We start from the raw sequence: 23,411 nt of genomic DNA on the forward strand, positions 1-23,411 counted from the left end.
TCACATTATTTGCATATTAATTCATATCTAGCGATCTAAATCAATGCAAAAACCGCCCTCAGAGCCAATTTTTGGCAAATTGGGCGCATTTTAATGATGAGTGACGCTTTTGTCTAGCCAAAGTGCCTTTTTTTCTCTGTTTTTTACCGTTTTCATTGAAATGAGTGGATTGTAGTGGCAAAAACACATGCTAACTTAACATAGTAAACGGTTGCGAGGGTAAGTGACTGGAAAAAATCGTTCTGGCGTAATGAAATCAAACATTATCACTTAATAGAGAGAGGAAAAGATAAAAAAAAGTGAGAAAACACAATAAAAAACAGGATAATGATAATAAAATAAATCAAAGCCATTATTTACAACAAGTATAAAAAAGGACAATAAAATATTGCCCTGTTATCATATGATTATGATAAAAACAACCACATCACGGGTTGTGCTTCACACCTTTAAAGTTCGTTCAAATTCAGCACATCGCGCATATCAAACAAACCATTATCACGCTCAGAGACCCAAATGGCAGATTTAACCGCTCCATTGGCAAAAGTCATACGGCTAGTGGCTTTGTGAGTGATTTCTACTCGCTCGCCGATATCAGCAAACATCGCCGTATGCTCGCCCACAATGTCACCCGCGCGCACGGTGGCGAAGCCGATAGTGCCGGGTTTGCGCTCTCCAGTGTGGCCTTCGCGGGTATAAACCGCGCAATCTTTCAGTGAGCGCCCTAAAGATTCAGCTATCGCCTCCCCCATGGCCAACGCGGTACCTGACGGCGCATCAACTTTATGGCGATGATGCGCTTCAATAATTTCGATATCAGTGTAATCGCCCATGACTTTGGCCGCTTTTTCAAGCAGCTTAAGCACCACATTGACCCCAACACTGAAGTTAGCGGCGAACACAATGCCAATATCAGATGCCGCGGCACTGATGGCGGCTTTGCCGGCATCATCAAAACCGGTTGTTCCAATCACCATGGCCTTGCTATGTGTATGACAAATCGCTAAATGTTCCAGAGTGCCCTCTGGCCGCGTAAAGTCGATCAAAACATCAAAATGATCGATTACTTTAGATAAATCATCACTTACTGTGATATCTAGCAATCCTACTCCGGCCAGTTCACCTGCATCACTTCCCACCAAGGTGGACCCCGCGCGCTCTACAGCAGCCCCCAATACAACACCTTTAGTCTGTGTAATGGCCTGGATAAGCTGCCGGCCCATACGGCCACCCGCGCCAACGACGGCGATACGAATTGTTGAATCAGTCATGAGTTCTCCCAATATTGTGTCATCTACCCTGACAAGGTTTCAGATTAGCCGCCCGCCATGCACTCTGCCAGCCTATTTAATCTGTATTAGAAAAAAATGATATACGCTCACTTTTATCAGTGAAACCACTTAATTCCTTATATAATACTCGGTAACACTTCATCTGGCGTCCTGTGGTTATTTCGCATATTCATGCAGTTATGGCGAAATACACCCATAAAAAAGCAGCCACTTAGGGCTGCTTGATATTGCCGATTAACACCTAACTGAAATCAGTCGACCTGCTTAACCTCAACACGCAATTCTTTTGGCACTTCAAAAATGATATTTTCTTCACGGCCACGCAGTTCAACAGACGCATCCGCACCGAGATCTTTCAAGCGAGCAATGACTTGCTGTACCAGAATATCCGGTGCCGAAGCGCCAGCCGTCACACCAATACATGCCGCATCCTGTAACCAGGACTCTTGGATATCAGCTGCAGAATCAATCAGATATGCCGCTTTCCCCATGCGCTGCGCAAGCTCAGCCAAGCGGTTCGAGTTGGACGAGTTTTTCGACCCTACCACCAAAACCACATCGGCATCATTCGCCAAATTCCGTACCGCTTCTTGCCGGTTGGTTGTGGCATAGCAGATATCATCTTTACGCGGGCCGATAATCTTCGGGAAACGCTGGCGCAAGGCATCAATCACGGCGGAAGTATCATCAACTGACAAAGTGGTCTGGGTCATAAAGCAGAGGTTATTCTCGTCTTTAATGTTCAGTTTCCAAACATCATCAGGTGACTCGACCAAATACATCCCCCCTTTCGGGTTGTTATATTGGCCCATAGTCCCTTCCACTTCCGGATGGCCAGCATGGCCTATCAGGATAGCTTCTTTCCCTTTGCGACTGGCTCGAGCAACTTCCATATGAACTTTAGTGACCAATGGACAGGTTGCATCAAACAGCATCGTCAATTCGCGCGCGCGCGCCTCGGCACGAACAGCCTGTGACACACCATGGGCCGAGAAAATCAAAATGGAACCATCAGGTACCTCAGAGATATCCTCGATAAAAATAGCCCCGCGATCGCGCAGGCTATCAACCACATAGCGATTATGCACCACTTCATGGCGCACATAAATTGGCGCGCCGTACATTTCGATCGCGCGTTCAACAATACTGATAGCCCGATCAACTCCGGCACAAAAGCCGCGTGGATTAGCCAGCAATATCTGCATGCATAGCCTCCTGTTGGGGGTCAATCTCCAGCACTTCAATATCAAAGCTGACGACATGCCCGGCCAACGGGTGATTAAAATCAACAGTAATGGACTCTTCTGCTACTTCCCGCACTACGCCCGGCATTTCACTGCCATCACGGGAGGTAAACAGCATAATAGTGCCCGCATCCGGTACGCCAGTTTGCGCAAAGTCACGCTGTGTAAAGTACTGAATCAAATCAGGACTTTCCAAGCCAAATGCATCTTCAGGTTGTAAAGTAAAAGTGTGTTTATCACCCACTGTCAAACCAATTAACTGTTGCTCCAGCGCGCCGCTTAGGCTGTTATCGCCTAAGCGGAATAGCGCGGGCTTCCCGTGAATATGGGTAGATTCGGCCGTTGAGCCATCTTCCAATTTCAGAGTGAAATGCACTAATACGGCACTACTGTTTTGTACAAAATGGTCTTGTACTTGATGACTTTCTACCTGTTCAGACATATCACTCCCCTTTATTCATCGCGGTTTTTTCAGCCGGGCTTAAGAAGCCTTCAAAGATAACCAGCGCAGCACCGATACAGATGGCGGTATCGGCGAAGTTAAATGTTGGGAAATGCCAGTTATTGACGTGAAAATCGATAAAATCGATTACCGCGCCATGTACCATACGATCAAATAAGTTACCTAATGCCCCACCAATAATTAGGGCATAAGCGCAATTAAGCAGACGTTGTTTGGCCGTAGACCGATACATCATCACCATCAATAGGACTGAAATACCGATAGCTATCCCTGCAAAGAACCAACGCTGCCAGCCGCTTTTATCCGCAAGGAAGCTAAATGCCGCGCCAAAATTCTGCGCGTAGGTCAGGTTGAAAAAAGGAATCAGTGGCACGGACTCATACAGTGCAAAGTGGGTCATAACCCACTGTTTGCTGCCGAGATCCACAATCACCACCAGTACAGCCAGCCATAACCAGCGCAATCCGGTCGAACAAATAGGTTTACTCATCAGGCGTACTTACGCTCTTCGCCGTCTCCGGCAACGTTAGTGACACAGCGGCCGCACAATTCAGCATGTTCCGCCACCAAACCGACATCCTGAGTGTAATGCCAGCAACGCGGGCACTTCTCACCGTCAGCTTTATTAAAGGTAATTTTCAGCCCAGAGATTAGCTCGCTTTGCTGCGCATCATCACCGGCATCAGCATAATCTGCGACTTTCGCAGCCGATGTCAGCAACACAAAACGCAGCTCATCTTGCAAGCTGTTCAAACGCGCTGCCAATTCAGGTGTGGCAAACAAAGTCACGGCAGCTTCCAGCGAACCACCGATACGTTTATCGCTACGGGCTTGCTCCAACACCTTATTCACTTCGCCGCGAACTTTTAACAGCTCGGCCCAGAAAGTATCGTTCATACTCTCATCGCCCGCCAACCCGAACAGCCCCTCATACCACTCTTCAGTAAAGACATACTGCGGGCGCTCACCTGGCAGTTGGTTCCAGATTTCATCTGCGGTGAATGACATAATTGGTGCCATCCAGCGAACCAATGCTTCTGCAATATGGAACAGCGCGGTCTGGCAACTACGACGGGCAACACTGTCGCCTTTGGCGGTGTATTGACGGTCTTTAATGATATCGAGGTAGAAAGAACCCATCTCGACCGAACAGAACTGCATCAAACGCTGCACAACTAAGTGGAAATCGTAATTTTCGTACGCTTCCATGATCTCGGCTTGTGCGGCTTGCGCGCGGCCCACGGCCCAGCGGTCTACCACCACCATCTCTTCTGAGGCCACCTGATGCAATGCTGGATCGAAGCCATTAAGGTTAGCCAGCAAGAAACGCGCGGTGTTACGGATACGGCGATAAGAGTCCGCAGAGCGCTTCAGGATTTCATCAGAAACCGCGATTTCGCCAGTGTAATCGGTAGAAGCCACCCACAAACGCAGGATATCGCCACCCAATTTGTTCATGACATCTTGCGGGCTGATGGTATTACCGATGGACTTGGACATTTTACGCCCCTGACCATCAACGGTGAATCCATGAGTCAATACCTGACGATAAGGCGCTTTGCCTTTCATCGCGGTCGCAATCATCAATGAAGACATAAACCAGCCGCGGTGCTGGTCAGAACCTTCCAGATACATATCCGGGCTATGACCACCAAACTCTGGGCGGACGTCAACCACAGAAGAGTGGGTTGAACCGGAGTCAAACCACACATCCAATGTATCTGGCACTTTGACATAATCAGCAGCATCGGCACCTAAGATCTCAGCCGGGTCTAGATCCCACCATGCTTGAATGCCATCTTGTTCAACACGTTTGGCTACTTCTTCCATCAGCTCAGTGCTGCGCGGGTGAAGCGCTTCGGTCTCTTTATGAACAAACAGAGACATCGGCACACCCCAGGTACGCTGGCGCGAAATACACCAATCTGGGCGGTTTGCGACCATGGTTTCAATACGCGCCTGGCCCCACTCGGGGATCCACTGCACGCCTTTTATCTCTTCCAGCGACTGCTTGCGCAGACCTTTTTGATCCATACTGATGAACCACTGCGGTGTAGCACGGAAGATAATTGGCGTTTTGTGACGCCAGCAGCATGGGTAGCTGTGAACCAGTTTTTCAACTTTCAGCAATGCGCCTTTTTCGCGCAGCAGCTCAACAATCACATCGTTGGCTTTAAACACGAACATGCCGTCCAGCATCGGGTAAGTCCCCGCCAAATAGCAGCCGTTCGGGCCGACCGGATTAGCCACTTCCAAACCGTATTTCTGACCAATAACAAAGTCATCCGGGCCGTGGCCAGGGGCGGTATGAACTGCGCCGGTACCGGCATCCAGTGTTACGTGATCGCCCAAGATTGCTGGGACATCAAAGCCCATAAACGGATGATTGAAGCGCAGCAGTTCCAGATCAGAACCTTTGCAACTGCCTAATACCGTCCATTCCGTAATGCCAGCGCGCTTCATAACGCTTTCAACCAGATCTTCCGCCAGAATCAGGCATTCGCCTTGGATCTGTACAAGCTGATAAATGTATTCAGCATTCAGTGAAATGGCGCGGTTCGCTGGCAAAGTCCACGGCGTGGTGGTCCAAATAACCAGTGAAATCGGGCCGTTAGCATTTGCTGCACCGAATTTAGCGCACACTGCAGCCACATCGACCGCGTTAAAACGCACATCAATGGAGGGGGAGGTTTTATCGTAATATTCAACTTCGGCTTCAGCCAGTGACGAGCCGCAGTCTGTACACCAATGCACTGGCTTCGCGCCTTTGTGCAAGTGGCCGTTATCAATGATTTTGCTTAATGCGCGAATGATATTGGCTTCAGTTTTGAAATCCATCGTCAGATAAGGATGGTCCCAATCGCCCAACACACCCAAGCGGATGAAATCTTTCTTCTGGCCTTCGACCTGCTCAGCTGCGTATTTACGGCACGCAGTACGGAATTCCGCGGCGCTGACTTTTTCGCCTGGCTTACCAATTAATTGTTCAACTTTTAACTCGATCGGCAAACCATGGCAGTCCCAACCTGGAATATAAGGTGAGTCGTAGCCAGCCATTCCTTTCGATTTAACAATAATATCTTTGAGAATTTTGTTAACAGAGTGACCAATGTGAATGTTGCCGTTCGCATAAGGAGGGCCGTCGTGCAAAATAAAGGTCTTTTTACCCTTCTTGGCCGTACGAATAATCCCGTACAGATCCTGCTCATACCAACGTTTCAGCATGTCAGGTTCACGCTTAGCCAGATCGCCGCGCATCGGGAACCCTGTTTCAGGCAAATTCAGGGTATTCTTGTAGTCACTCATTAGATTCTCGGTTCCGTTTCGGCTAGAAATATTAAACCGGTGTCTTTAGCCCGAAAAATGTTCGGGCCGTCACCACATCATGGGCGATTTGCTGCTTCAAAGCATCGAGCGAAGCAAAACGCTGTTCGTTGCGCAGTTTCGCGCGGAGCACCACATCAATATGACGCCCATAAAGATCCATAGTTATATCAAGCAGATGAACCTCTAGCTGCTGGCGGACACCAGCAACGGTAGGCCGAGTGCCAATATTGGCAACACCGGGCAATGGCTTTGGACCTAAGCCATACACATCAACCGCATACACTCCTTTTACGGGAGCAACTAAACGTTTTAACGGCAAATTCGCCGTGGGGAAACCTATCGTCCGTCCCAGTTCGTCCCCGTGAACCACTCGGCCGGAAATACTGTATGGGTGACCCAGCAATGTCTCAGCCAACACCAAATTGTCGTCATGAAGTGCCTGACGAATCGCGGTGCTGCTAATGCGCAGACCACCATCACAAAAGCTGTCAGTGCTGATGACATCAAACCCAAACTCAGCACCCGCTTGTTGTAATAGCTGAAAATCCCCCTGACGCTCTGCGCCAAAGCGGAAATCATCGCCAACAGTTAAAAACTTAACACCCAACTTCTCTACCAGCAACTTAGCAACAAAAGCTTGCGCAGTAATAGCAGCAAAACGCGGATCAAATTTAACGCACAATAAATAGTCAACACCGGCATCGCTCAGATATCTGGCTTTATCGCGTAAACGCGTCAGTCGAGCCGGTGCTTTATCCGCTGCAAACAATTCCAGTGGTTGCGGTTCAAATATCATCACCATAACGGGCAGCCCCAAGCGCTGACCTTCGCGCTTTAACTGCTCCAATAAGGCCTGATGTCCGCGATGGACACCATCAAAGTTACCGATAGTTAGCACGCAACCATGGTGGCGTGCCCGGATATTATGTATACCGCGAATTAGCTCCATAGCTGGCTCAAAACAGTGGAAATCGCCGGATTATACCTTGTACCGCGGTTAAGGTTAACCCGCGATTGGTACCTTTAACCGAAAGTCATGCCATTTTGCTAAAAATACGCAGGTAAAATCCCTTTTACTCACTTTATCCTGTAGAATACGCACGCCGTTGAATACAGAAGCAGGCTGAGATTTTTACAAGAACCACCGTCGAATCCCTTCGAGGCAGTGAACTGTGGAATTTTCTTTCGAAAGACTGTATTCCGCAGCGCGAAGCTGGTAAAATCCCGCTCCATCACAACGTAGCAAGTGCCGCCCGTACAAACGGCGCTTATTTGCACAAATCCATTGACAAACGAAGGCTAAAAGGGCATATTCCTCGGCCTTTGAATTGTCCTCAATAGAATATATTTGGGAGTTGGACCTTGGCTAATATCAAATCAGCTAAGAAACGCGCCGTACAGTCTGAGAAACGCCGCAAGCATAACGCTAGCCGTCGCTCAATGGTGCGTACCTTCATTAAGAAGGTGTATGCGGCAATCGCAGCTGGCGATAAAGACGCAGCGCAAAAAGCATTTAATGAGATGCAACCAATCGTGGATCGTCAGTCCTGTAAAGGTCTGATCCACAAAAACAAAGCAGCGCGCCATAAGTCAAACTTAGTAGCGCAAATCAACGCAATGCAGTAATTGCATTATGTTGGCTGCTTCGTAAAAAGACCGGCCTAGGCCGGTTTTTTTATATCTAAAATTTGGCTAACTCATCAAATCGTAAAGCTAATGCTAGCTACGAATAGCTGATAGCTATGCCACTTACGATTCGAATCAATCGGTTTAACCGCTAAAAAGTGCGGAAAAATCCTTGTTACATACCCGCTGCACCGCAGGATGTTGAATCATGCGCTCGGCAAAAATAACGTAATACTCTTCCTGCACATTATCTAAACGGCCAATTTCTACAATTTCGTCATCTTTGGCATAGGTATCTGCGGCATACAGAGTTGGCGCAACGAAAATAGCATTGTTATAGATAGCAAAGGCTTTCATCAACGCCGCGTCATCAAATTCTCCCAGAATTTCCACTTGTAGGCCTTTGCTGTTAATCCAGTTTAATAATTTACGCCCCAACATTGAACGGCGACCGGGCACCAACAAACGTTTTTGTTGCAAACAAGCCGGGAAAGGCAAATCTGGAATGGGCTGGCGACAATAAAAACTCACACTACATTCGCCAAGCTTCACCGAAAATAGCCCCTCTTGCTGACTGGAATCCACCGGGCAATCAGACAGTATCATGTCCAACTTATGCTGACTTAATTGCTCCAGCAGCATTTCGTGGGTCGATTCAAAACAGCGTAAATGAATTTTTTCATGATCCACCACGGCAGTTTCCAGCACCTGGCTAACCAAGCGCTTGGATAAAGCATCAGCAACGCCAACATCAAATAACAAGTTAGATTCTTTACGATAGTTAACGATATCAAGCATTTCATGGCTGAGCATGAACATCTTATCAGCATAGCGAAAGACCAATTGCCCCAATTCTGATGGCACCAGCCCACGCCCCTGGCGCTTAAACAATTTACCGCCCAGACGCTCTTCCAATGCTTTAATTTGCCCGGTAATCGTTTGTGGCGTCAAAAACAGAGCCTCAGCCGCGCCCACGACAGAGCCTTCCTTGCAGACCTGCCAAAAATAATAAAGATGATTGAAATTGATGTGCGACATTCGCATGTTGTTATCTCCTTAACATATCGGCGAGCTATAAACTCGTCATACTTCAAGCTGCATATGCGTTGGCTGCTCTTGCTCACCCGAATCACTTATCTGTGGATTCACTCAATTGCTGCCTTCCTGCAACTCGAATTATTTAGAGTAGATACAGCCCTATGCACGACTAAACATTCCCTGTTCCGAGACTTAGCCTAGAAATCCATCAGGTAGAACGCCAGTACCTTGACGAGCGGTACTGGCCATTCAAATATTAATCAATAAGTTATTTCTTCTTTGCCGGCAAAGCCAGGCGCAACAAGCTATAACCCACAATAGCTGCGGTGGTGGAACCTAGTAATATGCCCAACTTAGAATAGGTAAGCAAAGCAAGATCGGCCCCATCGAATGCCAGCGAGGCAATAAATATCGACATAGTAAAGCCGATACCGCATAACACTGACACCGCAAAAATTTGCTTAAAGTTGATGGCATCGGGCAGTTTAGCAATCCCTAACTTAACCGCGAGCCAACTAAAGAGAAAAATCCCCAGTGGTTTACCAATAAACAGGCCGCTCGCAATCCCCAAAGGCAATAGCGATGTCAATCCAGCGATTGAAACGCCTTGCAACGAAACTCCCGCATTGGCAAAAGCAAATAACGGCAGAATCAAATAGGCAACCCACGGGTGCAAACCATGCTCCAATGATTCCGAAGGCGAGCGCTTATCTTTGGTGTGCAGCGGGATCATAAAGCCGACAATCACACCAGCTAAGGTCGCGTGTACTCCTGATTTAAGAATACAGACCCACAGAACCAATCCGACCAGCAGATAGGCGGATGTTTTCCCCACCCCACGCCAGTTCATATAGCCCAGCAAAGCAATAGCGGCGGCGGCAATCCCTAAAGCTTGCAGAGAAACCTCATGGGTATAGAACAATGCAATAATAATGATGACGCCCAGGTCATCAATAATGGCCAATGCCAGTAAAAAGACTTTTAGGCTGGTTGGAACCCGGTTCCCCAGTAATGCCATCACACCCAATGCAAAAGCAATATCGGTTGCAGCTGGAATTGCCCAACCTTGGCGAGTGACTTCATCAGCCCCATTAAACAGTAGATAAATCAAGGCCGGGGCGAGCATACCGCCCAAAGCAGCAATCGCCGGAAAAACGGCTTTATCGCGCCCCGCCAGTGAGCCTTCCATCAGCTCCCGTTTAACTTCCAAGCCGACAACCAAGAAGAATACGGCCATTAAGCCATCATTAATCCACAACAGCAGCGGTTTGCTGATATCCAGTGACGCAATTTTTATCGATACCGGGACATCTAAAAATGATTGATAAGCCCCTTGAAGAGCGCTGTTAGCCATAAATAAGGCGACGATGGCGGCAAAAATTAAAATCAGACCGCCCGCGGCCTCTTGGCGTAAAAATTGACGAATAATGTTTGTCACAATGAATAGCTCCTTACATCAGACAATGAGCTGCTGCTCGACAAATCAATTCATGAATTTTAGGATAACCCTTAACTCGAAAAAAGTCGTTTTTATGGCAAGTAATACTCGGAAAAACCGATCAATTGAGCATATGCATCACATATTTTTACACCAAATAATGAAAAAAAATCCCCGATATTTATCGAGGATTTTTAATTTTCATTTTTATTAGCAGGTTAACTGCTTAGCCATGATTAGCGGGTCAAGTCATCAAAGAATTTCTTAACACCGTCTAAAAAGCTTTTAGAGCGAGGGCTGTTTTTCTCACCCGCAGCGCCAACAAAACTTTCTTCCAGTTCGCGCAGTAATTGTTTCTGTTTTTCACTTAGGTGGACTGGAGTCTCAACTACAACGCGGCAGAGCAAGTCACCTTGGCTACCACCACGAACAGATTTAACCCCTTTCCCGCGCATACGGAACAGTTTGCCGGTTTGCGTTTCCGCAGGCACTTTCAGTTTAACGCGGCCATCCAACGTCGGGACTTCAATCTCGCCACCTAAGGCCGCCATAGCGAAGTTAATCGGCACTTCACAATACAGATTATTGCCTTCACGTTCGAAGATTGGGTGCGCTTTAACCTGTACCTGAACATATAAATCGCCTGCTGGTGCGCCGTGTTCGCCGGCTTCACCTTCACCACTTAAACGAATGCGGTCACCGGTATCAACGCCCGCCGGAATTTTAACCGACAGTGTTTTTGATTTCTCAACGCGACCATGCCCATGACATTTGTTGCACGGATCTTTAATAATTTGGCCGCTGCCATGACAAGTCGGACACGCCTGTTGTACGGTGAAGAAACCTTGGCGCATATGCACCTGACCTGCACCACGGCAAGTCGAGCAAGTCACTGGTGAGCTGCCCGGTTTAGCACCGCTACCATGGCAAACATCACATTCATTTAGCGTTGGGATGCGGATTTCTTTGGTTACACCGCGCACCGCTTCTTCCAGTGTCAGATCCATGTTATAGCGCAAATCTGAACCACGGGAAGCTCGCTGACGACGGCCACCGCCGAAGATATCACCGAAAACATCACCAAAAATATCGCTAAAATCAGCACCGCCACCACCAAAACCACCGCCGCCCATGCCACCTTGTTCAAAGGCTGCATGACCATACTGATCATATGCTGCGCGCTTTTGTGGGTCGGTCAAAATTTCATAGGCTTCTTTAACTTCTTTGAAATTTTCGCCGGTATCGTTCTCATCCTGATTACGGTCCGGATGATACTTTACTGCCAGGCGTTTATAGGCCTTTTTGATTTCACGTTCATCGGCACCCTTTGCAACGCCTAAAACCTCGTAATAATCTCTCTTCGCCATTCTCTTTTTTTCCTACCCTTAACATGCGTGCACGGGCGTAGAGTTTCCTCGACGCCCGTGCTGGTTCCCAGCAACAGTAAGGCCTACTGTTGCAGTGCCCGCTTAAGGGCTATTATTTTTTGTCTTTTACTTCTTCGAATTCGGCGTCTACGACGTCGTCTTCTTTCTTAGCACTGGTATCACCAGCATCACCGCCTGCGGCTGCTTGCTGCTGCTGAGCCATTTCCAGCAATTTGCCAGAAACTTGCACCAGAGCCTGAGTTTTGGCTTCGATCTCAGCTTTATCTTCGCTTTTCAAAGCCGCTTCCAGCGCTTTCACTGCATCTTCGATGATAGTTTTGTCTTCTGCTGGCAGTTTGTCACCGGCTTCTTCCAACTGTTTACGAGTACCGTGAATCAGGTGGTCAGCTTGGTTACGAGTCTGTACCAGTTCTTCAAACTTACGGTCTGCTTCAGCGTTTGCTTCAGCATCGCGAACCATTTTCTGGATTTCTTCCTCGTTCAAACCAGAAGATGCCTTGATGGTAATCTTCTGCTCACGACCGGTATTTTTGTCTTTAGCAGACACATGCAAAATACCATCGGCGTCGATATCGAAGGTCACTTCGATTTGCGCCATGCCGCGAGGTGCCGCCTGGATACCATCCAGATTGAACTGCCCCAGAGACTTGTTATCCTGAGCACGTTTACGCTCACCCTGAAGCACATGGATGGTTACCGCAGACTGATTGTCTTCCGCAGTAGAGAACACCTGGCTGTGCTTAGTTGGGATAGTGGTGTTTTTGGTGATAAGCGGAGTCATCACACCACCCATGGTTTCAATACCCAGTGACAGTGGAGTCACGTCCAACAACAGAACGTCTTTCACTTCACCAGACAGAACACCACCCTGCACTGCCGCACCAATAGCTACAGCTTCATCTGGGTTAACGTCTTTACGTGGTTCTTTACCGAAGAAATCAGCTACTTTTTTCTGAACCATTGGCATACGAGTCTGACCACCGACCAGGATAACGTCCTGGATATCGGAAACAGACAAGCCAGCATCCTGCAGAGCCACTTTCAGTGGTTCAATAGAACGGTTGACCAAATCTTCTACCAGTGACTCCAACTTAGCGCGGGTCACTTTGATGTTCATGTGTTTTGGACCGCTACCATCAGCCGTAATGTACGGCAGGTTAACGTCGGTCTGTTGAGCGGAAGACAGCTCAATTTTTGCTTTTTCAGCGGCTTCTTTCAGGCGCTGCATGGCCAGTGGATCGGTACGCAGATCCATACCCTGGTCTTTCTTGAATTCATCAACCAGATAGTTGATCAGGCGGCTATCGAAGTCTTCGCCCCCCAAGTGGGTATCACCGTTGGTTGCCAGAACTTCAAAGGTTTTTTCGCCGTCGACTTCATCGATTTCGATAATTGAGATATCGAAAGTACCACCACCGAGGTCATAAACCGCGATAGTACGGTTACCGACTTCTTTGTCCAAACCATAAGCCAATGCAGCCGCTGTTGGTTCGTTAATGATACGTTTTACTTCCAGACCTGCGATACGGCCAGCATCTTTAGTTGCCTGACGCTGAGCATCGTTAAAGTATGCAGGTACAGTGATAACCGCTTCAGTAACTGGTTCACCCAGAAAATCTTCAGCTGTTTTCTTCATTTTCTTCAGCACTTCAGCAGAAATCTGCGGCGGTGCAACTTTCTGGCCTTTTACTTCAACCCACGCATCACCATTGTCAGCTGCCACGATTTTGTACGGCATGATGTCTTTATCACGCTGTGCTTCTTCGTCCTGGAAACGACGGCCAATCAAACGCTTGATCGCAAACAGTGTATTTTGCGGGTTAGTAATAGCCTGACGTTTAGCCGGTTGACCAACCAGAATCTCACCATCTTGGGTATAAGCAATAATAGAAGGCGTGGTGCGATCGCCTTCGCTGTTCTCCAGCACACGTGCTTTAGTACCATCCATAATTGCTACACAAGAGTTGGTAGTACCCAAGTCGATACCAATAATTTTACCCATCTAAAACGCCTCCACTAAAAAGTCATATTCGGTCAAGTTACTAATCTATATGTGGGCGAATTGTTGATTTTCAACTGCCCGTATTTTCATAATCAATGCTTTCATACCCAGCATTCTGCTGATGTATGTCTCCATTGAAGAGTAATTAGTCCCTGCGGTTGGAAATAAGATGGGGCCACGAAACGCAGCATCAAGGGGGGAGATGAAAAAAAATTACTTTTTATTACTCTCCAGATCATTGTTTCCAACCGCGCGGATCATTATGATGCCGCGCGCACTGAGGGATATCGACGACTTCTTGGTCATTCAGGCGATTTATACTTATTCGGATAATTATCCATTTTTTTTAGCATTCTGTTACTTGCAGAGGACTTATGAACACCACCAAGTTGGCGAATCCTGGCCCATTAGGCCTGATGGGTTTTGGGATGACTACCGTCTTGCTTAACCTGCACAATGCAGGCTTCTTCCCTTTAACCTCTGTTATTTTGAGTATGGGGATTTTTTATGGCGGTTTGGCACAAATTCTGGCAGGTATGCTGGAGTATAAGAAAGGCAATACTTTTGCTGCAACTGCATTTACCTCATATGGCGCATTTTGGCTGAGCCTGGTCGGTTTGCTGATGTTACCCAAAATGGGTCTGGCAGAAGCCACCGACGCACAGTTCCTCGGCGTTTATTTAGGTCTATGGGGTATCTTCACACTGTTTATGTTCTTCGGTACCTTGCCAGCGAACCGCGCTTTGCAGTTTGTTTTCGGTAGCCTGACGCTACTGTTTGCTCTGTTGGCGGTCGGTAACTTCACCGGCAACCATTCGCTGCTGGTTTTCGCCGGTTTCGAAGGCATTATTTGTGGTGCCAGCGCTATTTACCTGGCCATGGCTGAAGTTTTGAACGAACAATATGGCCGTACGGTCCTGCCAATTGGTGAACCAAACCAGACTTTGCATGTGCAATCTGTAGCTTAATTACAGTCCACTGAGAAAGTTTATATTTAATGACACTCTGAACATTTATATTCAGAGTGTTTTTTTATATCTATACATTAGTTCTAAAAAATAAATAGCCTCATTAAAATCAATACAATAAAATAATAAATAAGAACAATAAAAATAAATAATGTGAAGAGGGATAGCATCATATAACATCGCCCCCTATAGATAACGCAATGCCTAAAATTAAGGATTCGCCTATGCGAATAGTCATAAAACTATTAATAATGATTGTATCAATAATATCGCAACCAGCCTATTCATATAAAGCTAAAGTTTGTTTTTATGAACTAGCGGATTTTGGTGGAGAATCATTTTGCTCCGCAGAAAGTGAATCAAACTCAGTTTTCAATGATGGTTTTAATAATAAAATAGAATCAATCTCTGTCCCGCCCGGGATGATTGTGACCCTTTATGATGGCGTCGATTTTTCTGGAAAAAAAACAACATTAAAGAATGATATTAATCTGCCAGAATTAAAGTTATCTGGGTTATATAACACAATAAACTCATACGAAATAGAACCTGCCATCTGTTTTTATACAGAAGATAAATTCCAAGGGGATAGCACCTGTTTAGCATCAAACCAACAGATAGATTTATATAATGATAGCGAACCCCTCATTGAGTCTGGCCGAGAAGTATTACCCATTCATAATGATAGTATTAAATCCATAACAGTCCCCCAAGGAATGATGGCTAAGATATATAAGAATGATAATTTCCATTCTCCTTTTTTTTCATTAACAGAGAGCATGGCTAATCATAGCTTAAAAGCCCTACGAATGAGTGATGCCATTACTAGCATCAGAGTATCAAAAAATGAAGGCCTTAGTTGCGATCAACAATGCGTTATTAGCGACAGCTATAGAATAGATCTTATCGATGCTTTTGGTAAGTATTGGGATGACGAGCGTTTAAAAAACAAACAGATTCTACTTGTTTTTAACACAAGCGATCTTGGGGAACACGATAATTATACGCTTAATTTATATAACGGCCCGAACATTACTTTAAATAAAAGACAAATTATACTCTCTGATCATAAAATGACTAATAAATTTTATTTTGACCGTTATATTAATATCGATAATCTATCATTCATTATACAAATACAAAAAGATACGGTACAAACTCAATTCGTTCAAACACTGAAACATAACGTTGTGGATACGTCACCCATTATATCCTTTAATTGGGATTCCGAAACTAACATACAACCAGAAATAATAATAAATAACTTCAATGAAGATACTCCATTAATTCTTGAAAAATCGATACTTACCGCAGATACTGGTGATAAAAGATGGGAAAAAAGAGACTTAACACAAATAAGTCAGATCATCTGTTTTTTCACCCCTTTTTTGAATATCTATAATTATATTACGCAAGACAAGTGCCAACAATTGGATAGTATCGTATTCAGTGCGGATAAATTTTTTCACAGTAATACAAAAGGGAAAACATTACATATTGCAGGAAAGAGCACCCCACTAAAAAATAATGATTTTGTAGATAAAGAAATATCCGATAGCATAAGCAACAACATGAATCTCACTTATATCGACAACACAACTTATAGCCAATCCCTCAGCCTACCGGCCACAATAAAAGCTTGCAATATTTCTATCTATTCTATTCTGAGTTCACGCCAAATACGACAAGTAAGGCCTCCGTGCATAGACTGGACATTAGATATAATGACTGACTTCACTTTATTATTTGGCAATAGTTTAGAAACTTGGAATTCGGATTTCTTTGGTAGGGTGATAGACTCTACTATAAGAACAGAAAGCACTGGAGTTGCAGTGCAAAACACAGAGTTAGAAAGTCGATTAATTAAAAATATCAGAGAAAAGATAACAGATAACAGTCATGAAAACTCTATCAGAAATGTTAAAAGTGCTTTTGATTATGCACAACTGAGTTATATTAATTATAGTATTTATTACTCATCCAGTGAAAATCCGTCCGCAGTAGAACTATTACCACTTGGTATTTATGAGTTGTTACTCGATACCTTTATTTATACCCCAACAATACCAACCATTATGGAACAAGGTATTGCAGTAGAACACCCTGAATTAGAATTTGAAGTGGAAATTATCCCCACACTCTCTCCCGAGGAGGAAAAAAGACTGTCGGATATCGAAATTGCCAATTCACAAGCTATGCGAAAAAAACTCAGGGAAACAATAGCTCAATGGGGACAAGAGTATCAAGGCACTCATATGGAAGAAGCTAGCGCGGCCAGTGCGAGCGATACAAATACCTCACTCAGTAAACTGCTACATGCCGGACACATAGTTACCAGTATTATTCACCGTAGGTTACTCATTCAGCGTCCTGGGGAAATATATGTAGTCGTCAAATTGCGGGGACAAATTGTCACGATAATTGTCGCAGATAGGTTCAATAGTCGAAATGAGGTTGAACTAGTGGCATCTGCAACATTTCCAAATTTTGTATTATCACCCGATAGAGACGGAACAGTGAGAGGAGCAGGAACGGCTGCAGTCAGAGAATTGGCTCGATATTTACAGCAGCAAAGCGCCAGAACATTATATTCGGAAGTTATTTCCCAGCCCTCAGCTCGCGTTAAACAAAAGGTCGGATTTACGTTCATTGGGGCCGCTTTCAACGATGAATTATAAGAACATGAATATCGAAAGAGCTCATAATTTTTGAGCTCTTTTTATTAAAATTGGCTTTGTACTTATTTCTGAGCGGCCTTTACTCAGCCAAGGCTTTCTTTGACATCTGAATTTTCACATCACTATTAATATCATTGCGTAGATAGATTCCTAACAAGAATCCCACCAGCGATAACAACAACATGTAATACGCGGGGGCCATAGGAGTCACCTTCATCAATAAGGTCACCACGATAGGTGTCAACCCACCAAAAATGGCATACGCCACATTGTAGGAGAAAGAAATTCCAGTAAAACGAATCTCAGCCGGGAATGCGCGCACCATGACATATGGCACTGCGCCGACGATACCGACACAGAATCCAGCCAACATATAATGTGTAAATAACTGACCAGGGTCAGTCAGATTAGTATGATAAAACGACCATGTCGACACCGCCAACATCAGGCTACCAACAATAAAGGTTTTACTCGCACCGAAACGGTCAATAACAAGACCCGCAATCACACAACCAAATACCAACGCGACAATAGCCAGACTGTTTGCTTGTAATGCCAGTGCTGGCAGTACGCCGAATTGCTTCTGTAAATAAGTCGGGGTCATCAAGATAACGACTACGATACCGGCAGACAGCAACCAAGTCAGCAGCATCGAAACCACTATTTCTTTCTTATGATTGACCACCACAGATTTCAGTGGCAGCTCCTCAGCTAAAGTTTTACGTGCCTGCATTTCTTTAAAGATTGGGGTTTCCTGTAACCAACGGCGTAAATACATGGCGAACAAGCCGAAAATCCCGCCGAGGAAGAACGGTACACGCCAACCACCATCTAAAATAGCCTGAGGACTTAAGGTCGTGTTCATCGCAGTGGCCACCAGTGACCCCAGTAAGATCCCTGCCGTCAAACCCGCAGTTAAAGTACCGCAAGCAATACCAATGCGCCGACGCGGTACGTGTTCCGCGACAAATACCCATGCACCGGGAACTTCACCACCAATTGCCGCACCTTGCAATACGCGCATTAGCAGCAACAGCAGCGGAGCTGCAATGCCGATAGAAGCATACGTCGGCAGCATACCAATCGCGAGTGTTGGCAATGCCATTAATAGAATACTGAGAGTAAACATCTTCTTACGGCCAACCAAGTCACCAAAATGCGCCATGATAATGCCGCCCAGCGGACGCGCCAGGTAACCCGCCGCAAAAATACCGAATGTCTGTACCTGACGCAGCCACTCAGGCATATCGACTGGGAAGAAAAGATCGCCGATAACCGCAGCAAAGAAGACGAAAATAATGAAATCGTAAAACTCAAGCGCCCCACCTAACGCAGCCAAGGTGAGGGTTTTATAATCTTGCTTATTTAGCCGACGATTATGATTATCTTGTTGGGCAACATGAGGTTGCGATAAGTCGACTTGAGATAGACTGTGTTCTTGAGACATATGACACCGTAATAAACCAGAGTAGGGGAAGAAAAATATTTTCAGCTTTTTGTAAAGTAAATATGACTATACCGTACAAAATTCCCCACACTCACAGAATGGTATCTTATGTTGTAAAAAGTTTTAATTTAGCTTTTTATATCGATAATTGCATTCTTCGGACGAAAAGCCGCTACCACTTTAGCATTGGTCTCTATATAAGGCCCATCCAGTAGTTGAATGCAATAAGGCACACTGGCAAAAATACCCGCAACGACAACCTTCGACTGAGCATCTTTCACTCCTTCAAGGGTCTCTTTGATAGATTTAGGCTGCCCCGGTAAGTTGATAATCAATGCCTGCTTACGGATAACCCCTACCTGCCGGGATAATATAGCGGTAGGGACGAAATGAAGGCTGATTTGGCGCATTTGTTCACCAAAACCCGGCATTTGCCGATCGGCGATAGCCAAGGTGGCATCAGGGGTGACATCACGCCTTGCCGGGCCTGTACCACCGGTGGTCAATACCAAGTGACACCCCATCTCATCAACTAATTCACACAGGGTTTGTTCAATCAGAGTTTGCTCATCGGGGATAAGGCGGGTTTCTATGTCAAAAGGAGTGGTTAACGCGCTTGCCAACCACTCTTCCAGTGCTGGAATGCCTTTATCCTGATATACCCCACTTGATGCGCGATCAGAGACGGAAACTAAACCTATACGCAATGTATTCATATAACTACCTCGACGAAAACCCTTTATCTGTGGCGAATAATAGCATACCCCATGTTACTGGAACTGCTGCTAGCCTCAGGTTATATACCCGTCATCCTTCAAATCTCATGTGTGTTCGCTGCCCTTGTTTACCCAAATCATTGAGTTATCTCAACCCATTGGGTTCACTCAGTTGCCAACTTCCTGCCACTCAAATTATTTAGGGTATAGGCAATAAAAAAGGCGGCTTACGCCACCTTTTTCGTCAAATAACTGCGGAGAATCAATCACCGCCAGTCAAATTACAGCAGGTCTGAGATCATTTTCTCAAGCTTGCCCTGATCAACAGCAAATTTGCGAATGCCATCAGCCAGCTTATCAATCGCCATTGGGTCCTGATTGTGCTGCCAGTAGAACTCAGCTTCAGTCAGTGGCGTAGGTTTAGCCTGAACTTCACCGGTATAAGACAATTTACGTTCTACCGGGCCTTCGCTTTCTGCTAACTCTTTCAGCAGCGATGGCGCGATAGTCAGACGGTCACAACCAGCCAGTTCGATGATTTCACCCAGATTACGGAAGCTTGCGCCCATAACGACAGTCTTATAGCCGTGTTGTTTGTAATACTGGTAAATCTCGGTCACAGAAACAACACCTGGATCTTCGTGTGGTGCGAACTCTTTTTTGTCGCCATTGGCTTTGTACCAGTCAAGAATACGGCCAACAAACGGTGAAATCAGGAACACACCTGCTTCAGCACAAGCACGCGCCTGAGCGAAGGAGAACAGCAGAGTCAGGTTACAGTTAATGCCTTCTTTTTCCAGCTGCTCTGCAGCACGGATACCCTGCCAGGTAGAGGCCAATTTGATCAGAATGCGGTCATTACTGATACCAGCTTCGTTATACAGTTTGATCAAGCGCTTAGCTTTTGCCACGCTGGCAGTGGTGTCGTAAGACAGGCGGGCATCTACTTCAGTAGAAATACGGCCTGGGATCAGTTTCAGGATTTCCAAACCAATATTAACCGCCAGTTTGTCAGTGGCATCCACGATTTGCTGAGCGTGATCGCTGCTTTGTTCGCGCGCCCAAGCAATAGCGTCGTCAATCAGCTTGCGGTATTCAGGAATTTGAGCAGCATTCAGAATCAATGATGGGTTGGTAGTTGCATCTTGCGGCTGATACAGCTTCATTGCCGCGATATCCCCAGTATCTGCTACTACAGTGGTGATTTGACGTAGGGAAGTCAGTTTATCGGTCATGTTGTCGTTTCTCATCGTTTGTGCATGAACTTTTGGCATGTCGCAACTTTTATGCTTGTCGAAAGAGTATATTGCCGAAATGGCGCTTTATCTCATTCGGAATGTTAGCCGTTTCGCAATATTAGCGATTTCGACACCTGCCTTGTCTTGATAATAACATGCGTAAGCCTTGGTGCAAGGCAGTTAAACTGATTAAAAAAACCGCAAAAGCGCAGTATTCGGTTCGCAACCGTTTTCGCCTTTCAAAACAGCGTGAAACCGGTAGGTTAATAGCAACTTTATCCATTCCTAACGTGCTGAGACGATTTAGCTAAACTATAGCATCTCTGACAAAGCAGCCCATCTATCTCTGCAATCGCCCAATCTTCTTTTCGCTGGCTGGCGCTTTTTGCTACAGTGTCTTATTTGGCTCATTAGGATGTCGTTATGCTTATTGTAATTTCCCCGGCTAAAACCCTTGATTATCAAAGTCCGTTAGCAACCAAGAAATTTACTCAGCCAGAAATGTTGGATAAATCACAACAGCTTATCGAGATCTGCCGTGAACTGACCCCAGTGCAAATTAGCAGCCTAATGGGAATTAGCGACAAACTGGCCGGCTTGAATGCCGCCCGTTTCGGCGAATGGCAACCCAATTTTACCCCAGACAATGCGCGTCAGGCCATTTTGGCCTTTAAAGGCGATGTCTACACCGGTATGCAAGCTCAGGATTTCAGCGCTGCTGATTTTGATTTTGCCCAACAGCATTTGCGCATGCTTTCTGGCCTCTATGGCGTATTGCGCCCGCTAGACTTAATGCAGCCGTATCGGCTGGAGATGGGGATCAAGTTGGCTAATCCGCGCGGCAAAGATCTCTATTCATTCTGGGGCGACCAGATAACTGAGAAACTGAATCAAGCACTGGAGCAGCAAGGCGATAACGTGCTGATTAACCTCGCCTCTGATGAATACTTTAAGGCCGTGAAGCCCGCCAAACTGGCCGGCTCACTGATTAAACCGGCCTTTTTAGATGAGAAAAATGGCAAATATAAAATTATCAGTTTCTACGCCAAAAAAGCCCGTGGCCTGATGAGCCGATTTATTATTCAGAACAAGCTAACAAAACCAGAGCAACTGGTTGATTTTAATCTGGAAGGTTATGAGTTTGATGCTGGGTTATCGGCGAAAAATGAGTTAGTTTTTAAGCGGGCTGAACAGCACTAAAATGCAAAAAGGGCCAGTATGTGGCCCTCTGATTTTTATCTCTCAATGAGAGCAATTATTTCGGTAATGCCATCAAGAAAGTCCGCAGTTGCACAAAATCTGCCGGTAAATCATGAGATAACAAAGGTAATTGCGCCCGCACCGCCAGTGGTTTTGGCAGCGGTAATTCTTGGCCCAAAATCTCTTCAACACTTTCTTTGAATTTCGCCGGATGTGCCGTCCCGATGAATAATCCAAACTCCCCGTCTTGTAGCTGATCTCGCAACACACGATAAGCAATGGCAGCATGAGGTTCTGAGATATAGCCCAACTCCGCCAGCTCGCGCATGGTGTCTTTGGTGATATCATCACTGACCGCGCCGTAGCCCAATTCTTTTAATTGCCAGATTTTGCGACGATAAAGCTCTTCAACACGCGGCCAGTTATTCGGCTGACTGACATCCATGGCATTCGATAAGGTCGCTACCGTCTGTTTCGGCTGCCACTGCCCATTAACCAAGAAGCGCGGCACGGTGTCATTGGCATTGGTGGCGGCGATAAAGCGTTTTACCGGCAAACCTAAGGATTTCGCCAGCAAACCGGCGGTCAAATCACCAAAGTTGCCACTCGGCACGGAGATAACCAACTGGTTACGTGCTTCTTGCGGTAACTGAGCCACCGCTTCAAAGTAATAGCAAATCTGTGCCAGCAAGCGGCTGATATTAATCGAGTTAGCAGAGTTAAGGCTCAGTTCTTGTTTCAGTTCTTCATCATCAAAGGCTTGTTTGACCAGCGCCTGACAAGCATCAAAATCACCCTCAATGGCCACGGTGTGAATATTGCCACCCAGCGTACAGAACAGTTTTTCTTGCAGCGTGCTGATTTTGCCACGCGGATAAAGAATGACCACACGAACATTTTTCAGACCATAAAATGCATGGGCCACTGCCGCCCCGGTATCACCGGAGGTTGCTGTCAAGATAGTCACCGGCTGATCGCCTGCCACTTCAGCCAACATCTGCGCCATAAAACGGGCACCAAAGTCTTTAAAGGCTAATGTTGGGCCGTGGAACAGCTCCAGTACCGCGATATCATTCTCAACCTGAGCAACCGGAGCTGGGAACTCAAAAGCAGCCTGGACGCGCTTAGTTAAGACTTCCGGCGCAATTTCATTGCCGATAAATGCAGACAAGATACGGCTGCTGCGCGTGACAAAATCCAGATCCAACAGTTTATCAATTTCTGTCAGCTCAAACTCTGGCAACTCCAACGGGAAAAACAGCCCTTGCTGCTTGCCCAGGCCTTGCTTAATCGCTTGCGCGAAGCTGACCTGCTCGTTGTGATCTTTAAGGTTATACAGTTTCATG

Annotated in this window: 18 protein-coding genes; 4 read left to right on the forward strand and 14 right to left on the reverse strand. The window is 46.1% G+C overall.

Annotated features, from left to right (window positions below; all coding sequences use genetic code 11):
• Window positions 1-449 precede the first annotated feature (449 nt).
• The 6 genes from dapB to ribF form a co-directional block, all read right to left on the reverse strand.
• Window positions 450-1,271, reverse strand: a complete 822-nt coding sequence (dapB, locus tag OVO64_RS13320; protein ID WP_038636403.1) for a 4-hydroxy-tetrahydrodipicolinate reductase — start codon at window positions 1,269-1,271, stop codon at window positions 450-452.
• Between the two features lie 272 nt (window positions 1,272-1,543).
• Window positions 1,544-2,497, reverse strand: a complete 954-nt coding sequence (ispH, locus tag OVO64_RS13325; RefSeq protein WP_038636406.1) for a 4-hydroxy-3-methylbut-2-enyl diphosphate reductase — start codon at window positions 2,495-2,497, stop codon at window positions 1,544-1,546.
• The gene (fkpB, locus tag OVO64_RS13330; protein ID WP_267248822.1) at window positions 2,478-2,978 is read right to left on the reverse strand and encodes an FKBP-type peptidyl-prolyl cis-trans isomerase; all 501 of its coding nucleotides are present in this window, start codon (window positions 2,976-2,978) and stop codon (window positions 2,478-2,480) included. Before fkpB ends, ispH begins: the two co-directional genes overlap by 20 nt.
• A 1-nt stretch (window position 2,979) precedes the next feature.
• On the reverse strand, window positions 2,980-3,489 hold the full coding sequence (lspA, locus tag OVO64_RS13335) for a signal peptidase II (RefSeq protein WP_032820783.1): 510 nt from the start codon (window positions 3,487-3,489) through the stop codon (window positions 2,980-2,982).
• The gene (ileS, locus tag OVO64_RS13340; RefSeq protein WP_267248823.1) at window positions 3,489-6,305 is read right to left on the reverse strand and encodes an isoleucine--tRNA ligase; all 2,817 of its coding nucleotides are present in this window, start codon (window positions 6,303-6,305) and stop codon (window positions 3,489-3,491) included. The genes lspA and ileS overlap by 1 nt, the downstream gene beginning before the upstream one ends.
• Window positions 6,306-6,336: 31 nt before the next feature.
• A complete protein-coding gene (gene ribF / locus OVO64_RS13345) occupies window positions 6,337-7,275 on the reverse strand; it encodes a bifunctional riboflavin kinase/FAD synthetase (RefSeq protein ID WP_038636415.1) in 939 nt (312 codons plus the stop codon).
• Between the two features lie 413 nt (window positions 7,276-7,688).
• Here ribF and rpsT point away from each other — a divergent pair, with 413 nt between their 5' ends.
• A complete protein-coding gene (gene rpsT / locus OVO64_RS13350) occupies window positions 7,689-7,952 on the forward strand; it encodes a 30S ribosomal protein S20 (protein WP_002220715.1) in 264 nt (87 codons plus the stop codon).
• Between the two features lie 144 nt (window positions 7,953-8,096).
• On the opposite strand, the gene nhaR is transcribed toward rpsT, so the two are convergent.
• From nhaR to dnaK, 4 genes are all read right to left on the reverse strand, one after another.
• Complete coding sequence (gene nhaR, locus OVO64_RS13355; RefSeq protein ID WP_038636420.1) at window positions 8,097-8,996, reverse strand: transcriptional activator NhaR; 900 nt, start codon at window positions 8,994-8,996, stop codon at window positions 8,097-8,099.
• Window positions 8,997-9,258: 262 nt separating this feature from the next.
• Window positions 9,259-10,428 carry a Na+/H+ antiporter NhaA gene (nhaA, locus tag OVO64_RS13360; protein ID WP_038636423.1) on the reverse strand — a complete coding sequence of 390 codons (1,170 nt, stop codon included), beginning with the start codon at window positions 10,426-10,428 and terminating at the stop codon, window positions 9,259-9,261.
• Between the two features lie 236 nt (window positions 10,429-10,664).
• Window positions 10,665-11,795: a molecular chaperone DnaJ gene (dnaJ, locus tag OVO64_RS13365; protein WP_038636426.1), complete on the reverse strand. Its 1,131-nt coding sequence runs from the start codon at window positions 11,793-11,795 to the stop codon at window positions 10,665-10,667.
• Window positions 11,796-11,907: 112 nt separating this feature from the next.
• Entirely contained in the window at window positions 11,908-13,818 is a 1,911-nt protein-coding gene (gene dnaK, locus OVO64_RS13370) for a molecular chaperone DnaK (RefSeq protein ID WP_038636429.1), read from the reverse strand.
• 374 nt (window positions 13,819-14,192) lie between these two features.
• Between dnaK and satP the strand changes: the two genes are divergently transcribed.
• Entirely contained in the window at window positions 14,193-14,786 is a 594-nt protein-coding gene (gene satP, locus OVO64_RS13375) for an acetate uptake transporter (protein ID WP_038636432.1), read from the forward strand.
• Window positions 14,787-15,010: 224 nt separating this feature from the next.
• A complete protein-coding gene (locus OVO64_RS13380) occupies window positions 15,011-17,464 on the forward strand; it encodes a peptidase inhibitor family I36 protein (RefSeq protein ID WP_267248824.1) in 2,454 nt (817 codons plus the stop codon).
• Window positions 17,465-17,543: 79 nt separating this feature from the next.
• Here the strand turns inward: OVO64_RS13380 and OVO64_RS13385 are convergent, their stop codons facing one another.
• The 3 genes from OVO64_RS13385 to tal form a co-directional block, all read right to left on the reverse strand.
• Window positions 17,544-18,911, reverse strand: a complete 1,368-nt coding sequence (locus tag OVO64_RS13385; RefSeq protein WP_038636439.1) for an MFS transporter — start codon at window positions 18,909-18,911, stop codon at window positions 17,544-17,546.
• 128 nt (window positions 18,912-19,039) lie between these two features.
• Window positions 19,040-19,627, reverse strand: a complete 588-nt coding sequence (gene mog / locus OVO64_RS13390) for a molybdopterin adenylyltransferase (RefSeq protein WP_038636442.1) — start codon at window positions 19,625-19,627, stop codon at window positions 19,040-19,042.
• Window positions 19,628-19,908: 281 nt separating this feature from the next.
• Window positions 19,909-20,862 carry a transaldolase gene (gene tal / locus OVO64_RS13395; RefSeq protein WP_038636445.1) on the reverse strand — a complete coding sequence of 318 codons (954 nt, stop codon included), beginning with the start codon at window positions 20,860-20,862 and terminating at the stop codon, window positions 19,909-19,911.
• A 426-nt stretch (window positions 20,863-21,288) separates the two neighbouring features.
• On the opposite strand from tal, the gene yaaA reads away from it, so the two are divergent.
• The gene (yaaA, locus tag OVO64_RS13400; protein WP_050291582.1) at window positions 21,289-22,065 is read left to right on the forward strand and encodes a peroxide stress protein YaaA; all 777 of its coding nucleotides are present in this window, start codon (window positions 21,289-21,291) and stop codon (window positions 22,063-22,065) included.
• Window positions 22,066-22,120: 55 nt separating this feature from the next.
• On the opposite strand, the gene thrC is transcribed toward yaaA, so the two are convergent.
• Window positions 22,121-23,410 (reverse strand): threonine synthase, encoded by a 1,290-nt coding sequence (gene thrC, locus OVO64_RS13405; protein WP_038636451.1) that lies wholly within the window; start codon window positions 23,408-23,410, stop codon window positions 22,121-22,123.
• Window position 23,411: the final 1 nt, after the last annotated feature.

Source organism: Yersinia sp. Marseille-Q5920, assembly GCF_946902935.1.
Taxonomy (GTDB): domain Bacteria; phylum Pseudomonadota; class Gammaproteobacteria; order Enterobacterales; family Enterobacteriaceae; genus Yersinia; species Yersinia rochesterensis.

Coding starts and splice junctions, on each gene's coding strand:
- fkpB (WP_267248822.1), bottom strand. CDS start 2,978: ATGTCTGAACAGGTAGAAAGTCATCAAGTACAAGACCATTTTGTACAA.
- OVO64_RS13380 (WP_267248824.1), top strand. CDS start 15,011: ATGCGAATAGTCATAAAACTATTAATAATGATTGTATCAATAATATCG.
- dnaJ (WP_038636426.1), bottom strand. CDS start 11,795: ATGGCGAAGAGAGATTATTACGAGGTTTTAGGCGTTGCAAAGGGTGCC.
- thrC (WP_038636451.1), bottom strand. CDS start 23,410: ATGAAACTGTATAACCTTAAAGATCACAACGAGCAGGTCAGCTTCGCG.
- ispH (WP_038636406.1), bottom strand. CDS start 2,497: ATGCAGATATTGCTGGCTAATCCACGCGGCTTTTGTGCCGGAGTTGAT.
- tal (WP_038636445.1), bottom strand. CDS start 20,862: ATGACCGATAAACTGACTTCCCTACGTCAAATCACCACTGTAGTAGCA.
- dnaK (WP_038636429.1), bottom strand. CDS start 13,818: ATGGGTAAAATTATTGGTATCGACTTGGGTACTACCAACTCTTGTGTA.
- ileS (WP_267248823.1), bottom strand. CDS start 6,305: ATGAGTGACTACAAGAATACCCTGAATTTGCCTGAAACAGGGTTCCCG.
- OVO64_RS13385 (WP_038636439.1), bottom strand. CDS start 18,911: ATGTCTCAAGAACACAGTCTATCTCAAGTCGACTTATCGCAACCTCAT.
- mog (WP_038636442.1), bottom strand. CDS start 19,627: ATGAATACATTGCGTATAGGTTTAGTTTCCGTCTCTGATCGCGCATCA.
- nhaR (WP_038636420.1), bottom strand. CDS start 8,996: ATGCGAATGTCGCACATCAATTTCAATCATCTTTATTATTTTTGGCAG.
- yaaA (WP_050291582.1), top strand. CDS start 21,289: ATGCTTATTGTAATTTCCCCGGCTAAAACCCTTGATTATCAAAGTCCG.
- lspA (WP_032820783.1), bottom strand. CDS start 3,489: ATGAGTAAACCTATTTGTTCGACCGGATTGCGCTGGTTATGGCTGGCT.
- dapB (WP_038636403.1), bottom strand. CDS start 1,271: ATGACTGATTCAACAATTCGTATCGCCGTCGTTGGCGCGGGTGGCCGT.
- ribF (WP_038636415.1), bottom strand. CDS start 7,275: ATGGAGCTAATTCGCGGTATACATAATATCCGGGCACGCCACCATGGT.
- satP (WP_038636432.1), top strand. CDS start 14,193: ATGAACACCACCAAGTTGGCGAATCCTGGCCCATTAGGCCTGATGGGT.